This is a genomic window from Streptomyces sp. NPDC127097 (assembly GCF_042724075.1).
Lineage (GTDB): Bacteria > Actinomycetota > Actinomycetes > Streptomycetales > Streptomycetaceae > Streptomyces.
On sequence record NZ_JBHXFI010000022.1, the window covers coordinates 105062 to 119990 of the forward strand.

General features: G+C 72.6%; 12 protein-coding genes. 5 read left to right on the forward strand and 7 right to left on the reverse strand.

Annotated features, from left to right (window positions below; all coding sequences use genetic code 11):
• Positions 1 to 205 precede the first annotated feature (205 nt).
• Positions 206 to 1198: a hypothetical protein gene (locus ACFWJW_RS19005; protein ID WP_387242245.1), complete on the forward strand. Its 993-nt coding sequence runs from the start codon at positions 206 to 208 to the stop codon at positions 1196 to 1198.
• 7 nt (positions 1199 to 1205) lie between these two features.
• Here ACFWJW_RS19005 and ACFWJW_RS19010 read toward each other — a convergent pair whose 3' ends face one another.
• Entirely contained in the window at positions 1206 to 2147 is a 942-nt protein-coding gene (locus ACFWJW_RS19010; RefSeq protein ID WP_387242248.1) for an NADP-dependent oxidoreductase, read from the reverse strand.
• A gap of 318 nt (positions 2148 to 2465) precedes the next feature.
• On the opposite strand from ACFWJW_RS19010, the gene ACFWJW_RS19015 reads away from it, so the two are divergent.
• Complete coding sequence (locus ACFWJW_RS19015; RefSeq protein WP_387242251.1) at positions 2466 to 3221, forward strand: response regulator transcription factor; 756 nt, start codon at positions 2466 to 2468, stop codon at positions 3219 to 3221.
• Between the two features lie 126 nt (positions 3222 to 3347).
• On the forward strand, positions 3348 to 4505 hold the full coding sequence (locus ACFWJW_RS19020) for an ATP-binding cassette domain-containing protein (RefSeq protein ID WP_387242254.1): 1158 nt from the start codon (positions 3348 to 3350) through the stop codon (positions 4503 to 4505).
• A gap of 134 nt (positions 4506 to 4639) precedes the next feature.
• On the opposite strand, the gene ACFWJW_RS19025 is transcribed toward ACFWJW_RS19020, so the two are convergent.
• From ACFWJW_RS19025 to ACFWJW_RS19035, 3 genes are read right to left on the reverse strand one after another with little or no spacing between them, the layout of a single operon-like run.
• Positions 4640 to 5590 (reverse strand): ABC transporter substrate-binding protein, encoded by a 951-nt coding sequence (locus ACFWJW_RS19025; RefSeq protein WP_387242257.1) that lies wholly within the window; start codon positions 5588 to 5590, stop codon positions 4640 to 4642.
• On the reverse strand, positions 5587 to 6261 hold the full coding sequence (locus ACFWJW_RS19030) for an ABC transporter permease (protein ID WP_387242260.1): 675 nt from the start codon (positions 6259 to 6261) through the stop codon (positions 5587 to 5589). The genes ACFWJW_RS19025 and ACFWJW_RS19030 overlap by 4 nt, the downstream gene beginning before the upstream one ends.
• Positions 6258 to 7004, reverse strand: a complete 747-nt coding sequence (locus tag ACFWJW_RS19035; RefSeq protein ID WP_387242263.1) for an ABC transporter permease — start codon at positions 7002 to 7004, stop codon at positions 6258 to 6260. Before ACFWJW_RS19035 ends, ACFWJW_RS19030 begins: the two co-directional genes overlap by 4 nt.
• Before the next feature lie 324 nt (positions 7005 to 7328).
• Between ACFWJW_RS19035 and ACFWJW_RS19040 the strand changes: the two genes are divergently transcribed.
• Positions 7329 to 8147, forward strand: a complete 819-nt coding sequence (locus tag ACFWJW_RS19040; RefSeq protein WP_387242266.1) for a polysaccharide deacetylase family protein — start codon at positions 7329 to 7331, stop codon at positions 8145 to 8147.
• 58 nt (positions 8148 to 8205) lie between these two features.
• On the opposite strand, the gene ACFWJW_RS19045 is transcribed toward ACFWJW_RS19040, so the two are convergent.
• The 3 genes from ACFWJW_RS19045 to ACFWJW_RS19055 form a co-directional block, all read right to left on the reverse strand.
• A complete protein-coding gene (locus ACFWJW_RS19045; RefSeq protein WP_387242269.1) occupies positions 8206 to 8775 on the reverse strand; it encodes a VanZ family protein in 570 nt (189 codons plus the stop codon).
• Positions 8776 to 8946: 171 nt separating this feature from the next.
• Positions 8947 to 10248 (reverse strand): alpha/beta hydrolase, encoded by a 1302-nt coding sequence (locus tag ACFWJW_RS19050; RefSeq protein ID WP_387242272.1) that lies wholly within the window; start codon positions 10246 to 10248, stop codon positions 8947 to 8949.
• A gap of 293 nt (positions 10249 to 10541) precedes the next feature.
• On the reverse strand, positions 10542 to 12617 hold the full coding sequence (locus ACFWJW_RS19055) for a PhoX family protein (RefSeq protein ID WP_387242274.1): 2076 nt from the start codon (positions 12615 to 12617) through the stop codon (positions 10542 to 10544).
• Positions 12618 to 13158: 541 nt separating this feature from the next.
• On the opposite strand from ACFWJW_RS19055, the gene ACFWJW_RS19060 reads away from it, so the two are divergent.
• Positions 13159 to 14772, forward strand: a complete 1614-nt coding sequence (locus ACFWJW_RS19060; protein ID WP_387242277.1) for a VWA domain-containing protein — start codon at positions 13159 to 13161, stop codon at positions 14770 to 14772.
• The last annotated feature ends 157 nt before the right edge of the window (positions 14773 to 14929 follow it).

A 14929-nucleotide genomic window follows, 5' to 3' on the forward strand; every position in this document is an offset into this window, starting at 1 on the left:
CGGGCCGGGGCGGGAGCCGCGGGGCGGCCGGGGCGGGGCCGCGCGGGCGGTCACCCATTGGCACCGGCCCCGGTCGCGGGCGGCGGAGGTTCCCACTTGCCTGGGAGATGGCCGTGGCGCGCGTCCTGCGGTGCTCCGCCGGCCCGGCCGGTCCGTGGAACGCGCCCGGTCCGCCGTGCAGGAAGGACAGGAAGGACCGGACGCGATGTCAGCGAGCGCACCCGTACGCGCGGGCGGGCGGATGACACCGCGGTCGCAGCACCGGCCGCGACGGCTCGGGCGGGCGCTGGCCGGCGGGGTGTTGCTGCTGGTGGGGGCGTTGCTGCTGCCGTTGAGCCTGGCCGCGATCTGGGCCCGGGCCGAGCTGACCGAGACCGACGGCTATGTGGCGGCGGTGGCGCCGCTGGCCGGGAACGCCGCCGTCCAGGAGGCGGTCGTCGACGATGTGACGGACGGCGTGATGGCGCATGTCCGGCTCGACGGGCTGCTGAAGGCCGTACCGCGCGCCGAGCGTCCCGCGGTGCGCCGGCACTTCACCCGCGGGATCCGCCAGTTCGTGGAGAAGCAGGTGCGGGAGGTCGTCACCGGCCACGGCTTTCGCGCGATGTGGAACGGGGTGCACCGGACCGCCCACCGGACGCTGGACGGCCGGCTGGCCGCCTCCGGCCGGTCCCCGGTCACGCTGGACCTCACCCCGGTCGTGGAACGCGTCAAGCGTCAGCTGTCCCGCAACGGCATGGGGCTCGACCTCCTCCGGCGGGTGCCGCGGGCCGGGGTGGAGATCGTGCTGCTGAAGGCCCCGGACGTGCCCCGGATCCGGGCCGTCTACGAGGTCGTCCGCACCGGGGCGCTGCTGCTGCCGCCGGCCGCGGCGCTGTGTCTGACCGGCGGGCTGCTGCTGGCACGGCGCCGGCGGCAGGCGCTGGTCTGGGCCGGGCTGGGCTGTGCGGCCGCCGCCGGGCTGCTGGCCGCGGCGCTGGCGCTGGTCCGCAGCCGCACCCTGGACGCGCTGCCCGCCATGGTCTCCCGGCCGGCCGCGGGAGCCTACGCCGACGCGCTCACCGGACCGCTGCGCACCGGGGTCTGGCTGGTCATCGGCGCGGGGACGCTGACCGCCGCGCTGGCCGCGGCGGGACCCCCGGCGGTCCGGGCGCTGCGGGCCCGCCGGTCCGCGGCGCGCACCGGCGCCGGCTGCTGACCGCCGCTCAGATCGCCAGGACCGTCTTCCCCTGCGCCCGGCCGGTGCGGCTGGTCGCCAGGGCGTCCGGCGCCTCCTCCAGGGAGACCTCACGGCCCACGAGGACCGTCAGACGGCCCGCGTCGACCTGGCCGGCGAGGATCTCCAGCAGCTGCGGGGAGGGGCGGTTGACGAAGTTGAAGCCGCGGAGGTTGTGCTCGGTGAGCTCGTCCGCGTCGGCCGAGCCGATCAGCGAGACGGCGGTGCCCCCGTCGCGCACGGTCCGGGTCAGTCCGGCGAACTCGGTGGGGCCGCTGATCATGTCGATCAGCACATCGACACCGTCCGGATGGATCGCGAGGACCTGGTCGGCGATCGGGCCCGCGGTGTGGTCGACGGTCTCGGCGGCGCCCAGCGTGCGCATCAGCTCCGCCTTGGCGGGGCGGGCGGTGGCGATCACCTCGGCGCCGCGGCCGGCCGCGAGCTGGGTGACGAAGGTGCCGACGCCGCCGGTCGCGCCGACAATCAGCACCCTTCTGCCCTCGGTGATCCGGGTCTCCTCGACCAGGTTGTACGCCGTCATACCGGCCGTCGGCACGGCCGCGGAGGTGGCGTAGGTGACGCTGCGGGCGGCGTGCGCGATGCGGTCCTCGTCGGCGACGGCGAGCTCGCAGTACGACCCACCGCCCTGCTCCGGCCGCTGGAACTGGCCGAACACCGCGTCACCGATGGTGAACCGCCGCACCCCGCTGCCGATGGCGAGCACCTCGCCCGCCCCGTCCGACCCCAGGACGAGGGGGAACGCGGCCGGCACGGCATCGCCGAACATCCCGTCGGCGAGCTTCCAGTCGACGGGGTTGAGTCCGGCGGCGGCCAGCCGCACCAGGACCTCCCCGGGCCCTGGTTCGGGCTGCGGCAGCTCCATGAGCTGCGGCTGTTCACCGAATGCGCTGACTGCTACGGCTCTCATCGTGGCGCTCCCTTCCACCTTCCGACCGGTGGCCGAAGTGGATCGTAAGCACGCCGGCCGGGCCGGAGGCGGCAGGAGGAGAGGCGGTGCGGCGGAAGCAACTCGTACGGCCCCGCGCCCCGGGGCTGTCCGGCCCAGGTTCGCCGGGACGCGGTCGCACGGGCCGCTGCGGCCCGGTCGGCGGTCCCCGTCAGCGGTGCGGTGCAGGGGCGCTTGCCGGGTGCCGTTCGGCGCCAGCCTGGTGAATTCCCCGGTCCCGGCGTCGCGGCGCACGGCGTTCGGCTCGCCAACGGCTCCGCCTCGGGTACACATGACGCCATGCGCGTTCTGGTGGTGGAGGACGAGGAGTGCCTCGCGGACATGATCGCCGCGGAGCTGCGCCGCGCGGCGATCGTGGTGGACATCGCCCACGACGGCCGCGCGGCACTGGCCGGACTGCGGCTCGGCGGGTACGACGTGCTCGTCCTGGACCACGAGCTGCCCGCACCGCACGGTGCCACCCTCCGCCGGTACGTGGTGGCGGAGCGGCTGCCGACCCGGGTGCTGTTGCTCACCGCGGCCGGCCCGGACGACGACCGGGCGGCGGACCCGGCGCCGGCCGCGGACGACTGGCTGGCCAAGCCCTTCGCCCCCGAGGACTTGCTCGCCCGGGTCGTCGCGCTGGGCCGGCCCGCCCGCCGCGCGGAGCCGCAGCTCATCGAGCGGGCCGGCGTCACCGTCGACACCGCGCGCGGACTCGCCGCCCGCGACGGCCGCCCGCTGGCGCTGTCGCGTACCGAGTTCGGGGTGCTCGAAGTGCTGCTGCGCGCGCAGGGCGCGGTGGTCAGCGGCGACGAGCTGATCGAGGAGGTGTGGGAGGAACACACCAGCTACGGCGGCAACGCCGTACGCGTCACCCTCGGCGCACTGCGGGCCAAGCTCGGCGAGCCGCCGGTGATCGAGGCGGTGCCGGCCGGCGGGTTCCGGATGGCCGACGGGCCGGGGGCGGAAGGGGCGGGGACGGAAGGGCCGGGGGCCGACGGGCCGGGGGCGGGCGGCGAGCCGGAGCCAGGCGCCCGGCGGGAGACCGTCTGAGGGTTCGTCACTCCGGAGCCGGGGGCAGGGGGCTGAGGGCTGGGCGCAGAGCGCCGGGAGCCGGGCGCACCCACCCGATTGCCCGCATGACGGGTCCGGTCGCGGGCCGCGGGATTCAATGGGGCGATGATCCGGTTCGACTCCGTCACCAAGCGCTACCCCGACGGGACCACCGCCGTCGACGGCCTCTCCTTCGAGGTCGGCGAGGGGGAGTTGGTGACGCTGGTCGGGCCCTCGGGCTGCGGCAAGACGACGACCATGATGATGGTCAACCGGCTCATCGACCCCACGCACGGGCGGATCTACGTCGACGGCGCGGACATCGCCGGCGTCGACCCGGTCACCCTGCGCCGCGGGATCGGCTATGTCATCCAGCAGACCGGGCTCTTCCCGCACCGCACCGTCCTCGACAACACCGCGACCGTGCCCTTTCTGACCGGCTGGAAGAAGGCCAAGGCCCGCGCGCGAGCCGCCGAACTCCTGGATCTGGTCGGCCTGGACCCGGCCGTCTACGGCCCGCGCTACCCCGAGCAGCTCTCCGGCGGCCAGCGGCAGCGGGTCGGGGTGGCCCGTGCGCTCGCCGCCGACCCGCCCGTGCTGTTGATGGACGAGCCGTTCGGCGCGGTCGACCCGGTCGTCCGCGACCGGCTACAGAAGGAGTTCCTGCGGCTTCAGGCCGAGCTGCACAAGACGGTGCTGCTGGTCACCCATGACATCGAGGAGGCCATCCGGCTCGGCGACCGGATCGCGGTCTACGGAGCCGGCCGGATCGAGCAGTACGACACCCCAGCGAGCGTCCTCGGCGCCCCCGCGACCCCCTATGTCGCCGAATTCGTCGGTACCGACCGTGCGTTGAAGCAGCTCTCGGTCACCGGTATCGACCGTGGTGACCTCGAACGCCCGCCGTTCGTCCGGCTCGGCGAACCCGCCGCGGAGGCCAGGGCACTGCTGCGGACCGAGGGCGCCCGCTGGGCGGTGGTGCTCGACGAGGACGGCGCACTGCACGGCTGGGTGGGCACCGAGGAACTGGCCGGCGGGGAGGGCACGGTCGCCGGTCACGCCCGCCGGATGGAGGCATGGGTACCGGTGACCGGCACCCTCAAGGCGGCCTTCAGCGAGATGCTCAAGCATGACGCCGGCTGGATCGCGGTCCTGGACGGCCCCCGGTTCCTGGGCGTCCTCACCCCGACCAAGCTCCATGAGGCATTGCGCCGCACCATCGGTTCGGACGAGCAGGGGGTACCGCGGGAGCGGGCCGAGGTGGACTCGGTGCCCACGGAGTGAGAGCGCCGGGAGGGGCGTTTCACGTGAAACGCCCGGCCTGCCGCGCCGCGCGGCGTTTCACGTGAAACACGGGCCCTGCCACCGCTCGCGTCACGGTCACGGTCACGGGCACGGCCCACGCCGCCCGCGAGGCATCAGCCCTTGGGCAACAGCCCTTTGGACTTCAGGTAGTTGCGCGCCACATCCGCCGGCAGCCGCCGCCAGCTGTCCACCTGCTCGTTGAGATACGCCAGATCGGCAGTGGTCAGCACCTTGTTGAGGCGGTTGAGCGCGGCGGCCGGCCCGGCGCCGCCCGCACGGGCGCGGTTGACGACGGGGATGACGTAATCGGCGTTCTGAAGCTTCTTGTCGTCGGTGAGCAGCACCAGGCCGAACCGGTCGAGGGTGGCATCGGTGCTGGTGGTGAGCACCATCTGGTCCTGCCCGTTCTGCACGGCCTGTTTGGCGGGCGTGGTGCCGACGCCCTTCGGGTCGATGGCCGTGATGTTGATCCCGTAGCGCTTCTTCAGCCCCGGCGCGCAGAACGGCCGCTGGACGCACTCATCGCCCGCGGCCAGCCGCACCGGAAGCTTGGCGCGGCCCAGATCGCTGAGGGTCTTGAGGTGGTGCTTGCGGGCGTAGCCGGCGCTCACCGCGAAGGCGTTCTGGTCGACGGCCCGGCCGGCCGGGAGCACGGTCAGACCACGCGGCCCGGCGAGCCGGCGCAGCGCGGCCATGGTGGCACCGATGGCGGGCGAGGCCACCGGGGCCGCCTGGGAGCCCTTGTTCTTGGCGTTGAGCCAGTCCGCGAAGGTGGCGGCGTACTCGGGTACGACGTCGATCTGCCCCACTTCCAGGGCGGGTTCGTACAGCTCGCGGTTGCCGACGGTCACCACACGGGTCCGGTACCCGGCGTGGTCGAGCAGCGCCGCGTACATCTGGGCCAGCAGCTCGCTCTCGGTGAAGCCGGCCGAGCCGATGGTCAGTTCGTGGCTGTCGCCGGGGGAGGCGGTGATCGCGGCGCGGGTCTCCAGCGAGGGGCCGCTGGTGCAGGCCGCGAGCCCGAGGCCGACGACGGCTGCCACGGCGGCGACAGCGGGCCTCATCGAGCCCGTCCGCGGGCCCACCCCGGTGCCCACCGCTGGGCCAGCTCGAAGGCGGCCTCCATCAGCAGCGCGAACACCGCGACCAGCACCGCTCCGGCGACCACCTGCGGGGTGCTGGCCAGGTTGAACCCGGCGGTGATGATCCGGCCGAGCCCGCCGCCGCCCACCAGCGCGGCGAGCGTGGCGGTGGCCACCAGCTGCACCGCGGCGATCCGGACACCGGTCAGGACGAGCGGAAAGGCGAGCGGCACCTCGACCCGCCACACCAGCTGGGTGCCGGTCATCCCCATCCCCCGGGCGGCCCGCACCACGCTCTGGTCCACCTCACGCATCCCGACATACGCATTGGTCAGCAGCGGCGGAATGGCGAACAACACCAGCGCGATGATGGTCGGCCACGGCCCGTGCCGTCCAATCGGGGTGAGCAGCAGCAGGACGAGGACGGCGAAGGTCGGCACCGCGCGGCCGATGTTGGCGAGGTTGACGGCCAGCGCCCCGCCGCGGCCCAGGTGGCCGAGGGTCAGCGCGACCGGCAGCGCGATCAGGGCGCTGATGACCAGACAGGAGAAGGTGAGCTGGAGGTGCTGTTCGAGGCGGTGCCAGACGCCGTTCTCACCGGACCAGTTGGCGGCGGTGGTCAGCCATCTCCAGACCGCGGAGACGGTGTTCATGTCCGCCGCCCGAGGGCCGCGACCAGGCGCTTCGGTCCGGCGGTGGCCCGGGACCGCACCGCCCGCCGGCTCGCCCGCCGCCAGGGGGTGAGCAGCCGTTCCACGCCGAGCAGCAGCAGATCGAAGACCACCGCGAGGAGCACGCAGAGCACGGACGCGGTGAGCACCTGCGCCTTGAAGAACGCATTCATGCCGGCGTAGATGAGGTTGCCCAGTCCGCCGTACCCGACGATGGCGCCGACGGTGGTGAGCGCGACCGCCGAGACCGTGGCGATCCGCAGCCCGGCCATCGCCGCCGGTACGGCCAGCGGCAGCTCGACGGTCAGCAGTTGGCGCACCGGCCCGTACCCCATGCCCCGGGCGGCTTCGGTGGCCTCGGCGGGCACCCCGTCCAGGCCCGCCAGGATGTTCCGTACGAGCAGGGTGAGGGAGTACAGCGCGAGGCCGACCACCACGAGGGTGGCGGACAGCCCGTAGACCGGCAGCAGCAGCGAGAACATGGCCAGGGACGGAATCGTGTAGAGGACCGTGGTGATGCCGAGCACCGGTCCGACCGTCCAGCGTCTGCGCCGGGCCAGCAGCGCCAGCGGGACCGCGATCACCAGCCCGAGCGCCACCGAGAACACCGTCAGCTGGAGGTGCTGGAGGAGCGCGTCGAGGAGGATCTGCCGACGGGTGCTCAGGTAGTCGCCGCAGATCCAGTCGTTGTGCGCCAGGCAGTCGTCCGGCGGCGGTGCGGTCACGGTATGAGTCCACCGCGGCGGGGGCGGGGTGTCGCGGCGGACGCGTCCGATCGGGGTGGCCGCGTCCGGCCTCCACCGCCGTGCGTCCCGCCCCCTCCCGCCACCCCGCCGTCCGCGCCTCCCTCCCCGCACTCCCTCCCTGTACACACCCCACGTATACATGCAGTGTGTACTGCCTATGTATAGTCCCCAGGGTCCTTACGACAGCTGTCCCCGAGGGTCGGCGCGGCGGGGCCACGCCCCCGTAAGCGTCACCTTCGTCATGCCCGAAAGCGCAGGTCACGGGCTCGCTGTCGCAGTTATCGCACCCGAAGAGAGACCCGTATGCCGACGTCGATATCCGCGGCCCGCCGCACCCTCATCGCCGGGCTGCTGACGGCCACGTCCCTGGTCCTGGCCCTCAGCGGCTGCGCCACCTACGACGTCACCGCCCCGGCCGACGCCCGCGCCGACGCACCCGCGGCCGCCGTCAAGGCGAAGGACGCCGCGGCCGAGGACGGCAAGGCCCCGCGGGGCGCGGCCGGTGACGCCGTCGACTGCCGGAAGGCCAAGTGCGTCGCGCTCACCTTCGACGCGGGCCCCGGCGAACACACCAACCGCCTGCTGGACATCCTCAAGAAGGAGAAGGTCCACGCGACCTTCTTCATGCTGGGCAAGAACCACGTCGAAAAGCGCCCCGCCGAGGTGAAGCGGATCGACGCCGAGGGCCATGAGCCGGCCAACCACACCTGGTCGCACCAGATCCTGACCGACATCCCGGCCGCCTCGGCCAGGCGCGAGATGTCCCGCCTCCAGGACGCGGTCCGCAAGATCACCGGCAAGACGCCCCGGCTGATGCGCCCGCCGCAGGGGAGGACCGACGAGACGGTCTCCAAAATCAGCAAGGACCTCGGCCTGGCCCAGGTCCTGTGGAGCGTGACCGCCAAGGACTACCAGACCAACGACTCGGCCCTGATCACCAAGCGGGTGCTCGAACAGACCGAGCGCGACGGCATCATCCTGCTGCACGACATCTACCGGGGGACCGTGCCGGCCGTCCCCGGCATCCTCAAGGAGCTGAAGAAGCGCGGCTACACGATCGTCACGGTCTCCCGGCTGCTCTCCCCGGCGAAGCCCGAGCCGGGCATGGTCTACCGCCCGTAGCGCGGCCGGGCGCGCGGCACGGGGCGCGCGCCACCGCCGGTGCCGACCTGGCCCTGCGTCACCCCGGCCCGGTCCCGGAAGCCTTGACCGGCCCCGCCGCCCCCTTGCCGCCGATCCGGTGCCACCAGTGCCGGCGCCGCGGATGCACGGCCCGGCCCAGCCACCGTCCCAGCAGCAGATAGCCGAGCAGCGCACCGGCGCAGTTGAGCAGCACATCGTCGATGTCGAACGCCCGGCCGGTGATCAGCGCCCCCTGCACCAGCTCCACCAGCAGCATTACCAGCGCGGTCGCCGCCCCCACCCGCAGCAGCCCGCGGGCCCGCGGCTCCAGCACCGGCAGCAGCACCCCGAACGGCAGGCCCAGCACGACATTGCCGCCGAGCTGTTTGACGGTGTCGGCCAGGTGCGGCTGCGCCAGGTAGCCCCGGATGGAGTCGCCGGGGCGGAGGTTGGGGTGGGTCAGCGGCACCGACGCCGCCGACGGGGTCAGCGTGACCCGCGCCAGCGCCGCCGCGAACGCCACCATCGCGGCGAACGCCAGCACCAGCAGCAGGATCCGGACGGCCAGCGGGGCTCGTGCGGGCACCGGTGACCAGGCCGCCTCCTCGCCCTCTCGCGTACGCGCCATGAGAACTCCCCGGTGTGCGTGACGGACCGTGCGTCCGAGGAAATTCCGGTTACCCGAGGCACCCCGGATCATGCGGAACGGTCCACTCCGCGCCCGCCGTCAGCCGTCTGCCCCGCACATGCGACAGGGGCGCCGGACAGCTCCGGCGCCCCTGTTCAGCTCACTCGCGGCTCACCCCTGGGGGCGCTCCGCCTCCACCCGCCGACGGCCCTTGTCGTCGTCGGACGCCGACGGTGCCGCGGACGGCGTGGCCCGCTGCCCCGGGGCGCCGCCCTTGCCCACGCCCGGCTTGCGCTGCGGGATCGCCTCGGTGTCCTGGGGGAACGTCAGCTGCTGGCTCTGCCACTGAAGGGCCGGTGCGACCTCCCGCCGCCAGGTCGTGAACTGGTGGCTGCCCTGCGGCAGGATGATCGACTCGGTCGTCATCGGCGACTTGGCCGCCCGCAGGAACTTCATGGTGTCGCCGTAATCTGCCTCGCCCTTACGGCTGCTGGCGACCAGCGCGGAGATCTGCGGCGCGGGGAGGTTCTTCAGCCGCCACAGCAGATCGTGCTCGCGCTCACGCTTGGCGCCCTCCGGGCCGGGGCCGAAGAGGCTGCCGGTGGTCAGGTCGTCCTTGATCGCGTAGTCACCGGAGAGCGAGACCGCCGAGGTGTAGACCTTCGGGTTGCGCATCGCCAGCTGCAACGAGCAGGTACCGCCGGACGAGTAGCCGAACGCGCCCCAGGCGCTGGGGTCACGGCCCACCCGGTAGGCCGACTTCATGGCGTCCGGCAGGTCCTTGGTGAAGAACGTCTCGGCCTGCGGCCCGCCCGGCACATCCACACACTCGGTGTCGCGCGGCGGGGCGATCGTCGGCCGGACCATCACGATCACCGTCGGCTGCATCTTGCCCTGCGCGATCAGCCGGCCGGCGTTCTGCGGCACCTGGAGGTGCTGTGCGAGGTTCATGATCCCGCCGGGATAGCCGCTGATGACGACCATGACGGGGAACCGCTGGCGGCGGAACTGCTGCTGGAAGTACTGCGGCGGGAGATAGACGAAGCCCGGGTTGATGGCCCGGCTGCGGCGGCCGATGATCTTCACCGACTCGACCTTGCCCACCCGGTCGGCGGGCCCCTTGGGCAGTCCGGTCACCCGGTCGAGCCCCTGCGGACCGGCCGGCTGGACCAGTCCGCCCTTGAGGTTGCCTACCGAGGTGAACTGCCCGCCGCCCTGGCTCAGGGATGCCGGCGCCTCGTCGGTGTTGCCCAGCAGTTCGTCCCAGTTGCCGTAGAACTCGTAGTTCGTGTTCACGGCGAGGGCGAGCGCACACACGATCGACACCTGGGTGACCACGATCGCGCCCAGCCGGCCGAGGACGGCCGCCACGCCGCGCCGCGCCAGCCGGGGCCAGAGCCAGACCGTGGCGGCGACGCAGAGCACCGCCAGCACGATCACCGTGTATTCGAGCGACTGACTGGTCAGCCCCATGCGCCCACATCTCCCGTCACCCTCGGAAGGGTTCTTGCCTTCTTAACCGGCCGCCTTAGGCACAACGGACGGCTCCGGACAATGGTCACCGGAGAAGACGGGCACACCTGCGCATCGGATACCTGAGCGACACACTTCTTACCCTGCTCTTGCCACATCGTTTCCGCGGCGTGATGTGGCGGGGCGGGAGGAGCCGCCGGGGCGCGTCGCGGAACGGGCGTGGGGCCGCGGGACGGGACAGCGCCCATGGGGACGGGGAGCGGTCCCCGCCCCCATGGGCGCCTGTCCTTGCCTCACACGCCGATGTCCCGCCCGTCCTTCCGCCACACGCTCACCACGGAGGGGCGGACCAACTCCCCTTCCCCGTCCGGCCATTGCGAGGCGGGCCGCTCCACACTGGCCCCGTCCACCTCACCCGGATGCTGCACGGCGACCATCACCCGCCGCTCCTGTACGACCGGCCCGCAGGTCTCGGCTCCCGTGGGCACCGTCAGGAACTGCCGGACCTCACCCCGACGTTCTCCCGCGGTCGCCACACCGAAGAGCCCGTCATGGCTGCCCAGCGCATTTCCATCGGTCGATATCCAGAGATTTCCGTGCACATCAAAGGTGATGTTGTCCGGGCAGGAAATCGGGCTGACCTGGTCCTTGGGGAATCCGCCGAAATAGGTGGCCGGGTCCTCCGGGTCACCGCACACCAGGAACAGCCGCCAGTCGAAACGGTCCGCCGCCGGGTCGTCCCACCGCTCGCTGAGTTCCAGGATCTGCCCGTGCTTGTTCTCCTTGCGCGGATTGGCCTCGTCCGCCGGAGCCTTGCCGGTCTTTCCGCGGTCGCTGTTATTGGTCAGGGCGATATAGACCCGCCCGGTCCGCGGGCTGGGCTCGACATCCTCCGGCCGGTCCATCTTCGTGGCGCCCACCTTGTCGGCGGCCATCCGGGTGAAGACATAGACCTCTTCCGCCGTCATTCCCGGCACATGCGAGGTGTCGCCGCTCGCCAGCGGAATCCACTCCCCCGACCCGTCGAACTCGCCGTCCTTCGGCAGCTTGCCCGAGCCGTCGATCTCCCCCGCCGGGCTGTCCCCGGTGAACTTGGCGACATAGAGCGTCCCCTCGTCCAGCAGCGTCCGGTTGTGCTCCCGCGCGGCCCGTGACGTTCCCCGCTTCATCCGCCGGGCGGAGACGAACTTGTAGAAGTAATCGAACTTCTCGTCATCGCCCATGTAGAGAACGGGCCGGCCGTCCGCCGTCAGCCGCGGTTCGGCCGCCTCGTGCTTGAACCGCCCCAGCGCCGTCAGCTTCCGCGGTGTCGACTCGGGATCGTGCGGGTCGATTTCCACCACCCAGCCGAAACGGTGCGGCTCATTCGGCTCCCGCGCCACATCGAAGCGCTTGTCGAAACGCTCCCACTTACGCTGGCTCGCCCCGCCGGTAATGCCGTACCGCTTGAGGCGGGCGGCCGCCGTCGGATCGGTGACCTCGCCCCCGTTGGCGAAATACTGGTTGAAATTCTCCTCGCCGGAGAGCACCGTCCCCCAGGGCGTGATGCCGCCGCCGCAGTTGTTGAGCGTGCCCAGAATGCGCGTCCCCTTGGGGTCGGCGGACGTCTTCAGCAGGTCGCTGCCGGCCGCGGGGCCGGTGACCTCGAAGGGCGTGGTGCCGGTGATCCGCCGGTTGAGCCGGTGCCGGGACACCGCCGTCAGCCGCCCGCTGTGCCGCTCCTCCTGGACGACCAGTACGGACAGCCCGTGCGCCGCCCAGCCGATCTCGGCCTGCTCCCGGGTCGGCGCCTCCGCGTCGTACCCGGCGAACATCAGCTGCTCGTCGGTGTACTCGTGGTTGATCACCATCAGCTGCCGGTGCCGCTCGCCGGGCACGTCCAGCACGGCCATGTAGTCGTTGTTGTAACCGAACTGCCCCGCCTGCGCCTTCGCCGACTGCCGGTCCGGGTCGAAGGCCGGCGCCCCGCGCAGAATCGGGTCGCCCCACCGAATGACGATGTTCTGCGCGTGCCCCTCGGGGACGACCACCGCATCGGTCTTGTTCGGCGCCACGGTGGCGAACCGCAGCCCGCGCGCCGCCTTGTGGCCCTTGCCGCCCCGGGACTCCGGACCGGGTCCCGGCGCCGCGACGGCCGGCGGCGCCCCCACACCGCCCACCACGCCGCCGGCCGCCGCCGCCACCGTCACGACCGCGGCGGCCCGCACCATCGAACGGCGGGACAGCGCACCGGCGATGACGTCACCGACGTAGGCGTTGTCGCTCGTGTTCGGCGTCTCGTGGAAGCAGGCGTCACCACAGCGGTAGCGGCACGTCATGGCCGAACGCCCACCAGGATGCGAGCCGATCAACGGCAGGAACTTGCGCACATTTCCCCCTCTTTAGCGGAGTGGAGCGAGGTCGAACGGTGTGCGGCGCAGCCGTAAGGATGCGGGCGCCGTCGTCCGGTTCGCGGTCATGGTTCGCCGTGACGCTAAAGGGGCCGATCCGCCACATGACGACGCAAACATGAACAGGTGGTGAATCCGGGGGGACGGCAGGCCCGCGCGGCGCCGTACGAGGAGTCAATCCCGGTTCCGGTAAGGGCAAAACGACGCAAACAACGGTGGCCCGGAGCGCGGGAAGGATTCAGTCCGGTATCGAAAATTCGGTACGGGGCCGTGCGCCGTGGCGGTGCGCCCACTGTTGATCAACCTCGTACGCAGGACCGATGTCCCCGCGGCGGAACTCCGGCGCCCGGTCGAAACCCGCCGGCCCGTCACAGCCCCCGGATGGCCCACCACTACAAGGCGCGGGGTCCCACGATGAGGCCGGTCCCGGCCGCTACCCTTACGTATCCGTCCTGGTCAGGGACATGTCCGTGCGTCACGGACATACGCCGCACCCAGCACCCGCAAGAGAGGTTCGCCGATGGGCATTCGGAGTCTGCTGCGCAACGCTTTCGGTCGCTCCAAGGCGACCCGTGAAGAAACCGGCGCGGCCCCGAGCGGCGCCGACAAGCCGGAGTCCGCGACCATCCCGGAGGCCCGCGAGGAGTCCACACCGGCCCCCGCCACCCCGGAAGCCGAGGTCCCGGCCGCCCGGACGGCCCCCACGGAGGCCCCCGTCACGGACCCGGCACCGACGCCCCCGACGACCCCGACGCTGCCCGCCCAGGGCGGCCGCGCGGAGCGTGCGGAGCGGGCGGCGGAGAGCTCCGCGGGGCGGGAGGAGCCGGCGGCCGGCGACGCCACCGCGGCGGCCGTACCGGCCGAGGATGAGGCCGGTGCCGATCTCGTGAGCCGGGCCTTCGACAACCCGGGCACGGCGGCGGCCGGCACCGAGCCGGTGGCCGAGGCCGCTGAGACAAAGGCCGAGCCGAAGGCCGAGCCGAAGGCGGAGGTTGTCGCAGAGCCCGAGGCGAAGGCGGCCGAGGCCGAGGCAGCGGCCGACGCCGTCGAGCCGGAGCCCGAGGTGGCGGCGGAGCCGGAGCAGCAGGCGGCGGTCACGCCGGAACCCGTGCAGCAGTCGGCGGCCGAGGCGAAGCCCGCGGCCGAGGTGAAGCGGGAGGCCGAGCCGAAGCCGGAAGCCGAGGCGAAGCCGGAGGCCGAGCCGAAGCCGGAAGCCGAGCCGAAGCCGGAGGCCGAGGCGAAGCCGGAGGCCGCGCCGAAGGACGAGCCGCAGGCCACGGACCTGCCCGAGGACGAGCCGGCGGCGGCAGCGCCCAAGACGGAGGCTCCCCAGGAGGCCGAGCCGAAGGCCGACCAGCCCCCCGCCGACCAGCCCGAGGTCGAGGCCGAGGCCGAGGCCGAGGCCCGCACCGTTTCCGCCGCCGCTGCCTCGCTCCCCACTACCGCGCCCGCCCTCGTCAGCCTCTACAAGGCCGCGGGCAGCACCCTGGAGAAGCACGGCCTCGCCACTCAGCGCGCCGCCGTCTACCTGGTGCTGGACCGCTCCGGCTCGATGCGTCCCTACTACAAGGACGGCACCGTCCAGAACCTCGCCGAGCAGGCCCTCGGCCTCTCCGCGCACCTCGACGACGACGCCACCGTGCCGGTGGTCTTCTTCTCCACCGACATCGACGGCACCGCCGACCTCGACCTCACCAACTACGAGGGCCGCATCGAGGAACTGCACGCCGGTCTGGGCCACATGGGCCGTACGAACTACCACTGGGCCATCAACGCGGTCGTCGACCACTACAAGAAGTCCGGCGCCACCACCCCGGCCTTCGTCATCTTCCAGACGGACGGCGCCCCGACCTCCAAGCCGGCCGCCGAGAAGGCGCTCTGCGAGGCGGCCGGGCTCCCGATCTTCTGGCAGTTCATCGGCTTCGGTGACCCGGACGCCAAGGGCTTCGACTTCCTCCGCAAGCTCGACGACCTGGCCGTCCCGGAGAAGCGCGCCGTCGACAACGCCGGCTTCTTCCACGCCGGCCGCGACCCGCGCGGCCTCTCCCACGACGAGCTCTACCAGCAGATGATGGTCGAGTTCCCGGAGTGGCTCACCGAGGCCCGCGCGGCCGGCGTCCTCAAGGACAGCTGACCGCCCTCGCCTCCACCACACCCGACACCTCACCGGCCGCGGGGGGGGGGGCCCCGGCCCCCCCCCCCCCCCGGGGGGGGGGGGGGGGGCCGCCCCCCCCCCCCCCCCCCCCCCCCCAAAACGCGGGGGGGTGAATAAAAAAAAAAACACCCCCCGC

Coding starts and splice junctions, on each gene's coding strand:
- ACFWJW_RS19005 (WP_387242245.1), top strand. CDS start 206: ATGTCAGCGAGCGCACCCGTACGCGCGGGCGGGCGGATGACACCGCGG.
- ACFWJW_RS19010 (WP_387242248.1), bottom strand. CDS start 2,147: ATGAGAGCCGTAGCAGTCAGCGCATTCGGTGAACAGCCGCAGCTCATG.
- ACFWJW_RS19015 (WP_387242251.1), top strand. CDS start 2,466: ATGCGCGTTCTGGTGGTGGAGGACGAGGAGTGCCTCGCGGACATGATC.
- ACFWJW_RS19020 (WP_387242254.1), top strand. CDS start 3,348: ATGATCCGGTTCGACTCCGTCACCAAGCGCTACCCCGACGGGACCACC.
- ACFWJW_RS19025 (WP_387242257.1), bottom strand. CDS start 5,590: ATGAGGCCCGCTGTCGCCGCCGTGGCAGCCGTCGTCGGCCTCGGGCTC.
- ACFWJW_RS19030 (WP_387242260.1), bottom strand. CDS start 6,261: ATGAACACCGTCTCCGCGGTCTGGAGATGGCTGACCACCGCCGCCAAC.
- ACFWJW_RS19040 (WP_387242266.1), top strand. CDS start 7,329: ATGCCGACGTCGATATCCGCGGCCCGCCGCACCCTCATCGCCGGGCTG.
- ACFWJW_RS19045 (WP_387242269.1), bottom strand. CDS start 8,775: ATGGCGCGTACGCGAGAGGGCGAGGAGGCGGCCTGGTCACCGGTGCCC.
- ACFWJW_RS19050 (WP_387242272.1), bottom strand. CDS start 10,248: ATGGGGCTGACCAGTCAGTCGCTCGAATACACGGTGATCGTGCTGGCG.
- ACFWJW_RS19060 (WP_387242277.1), top strand. CDS start 13,159: ATGGGCATTCGGAGTCTGCTGCGCAACGCTTTCGGTCGCTCCAAGGCG.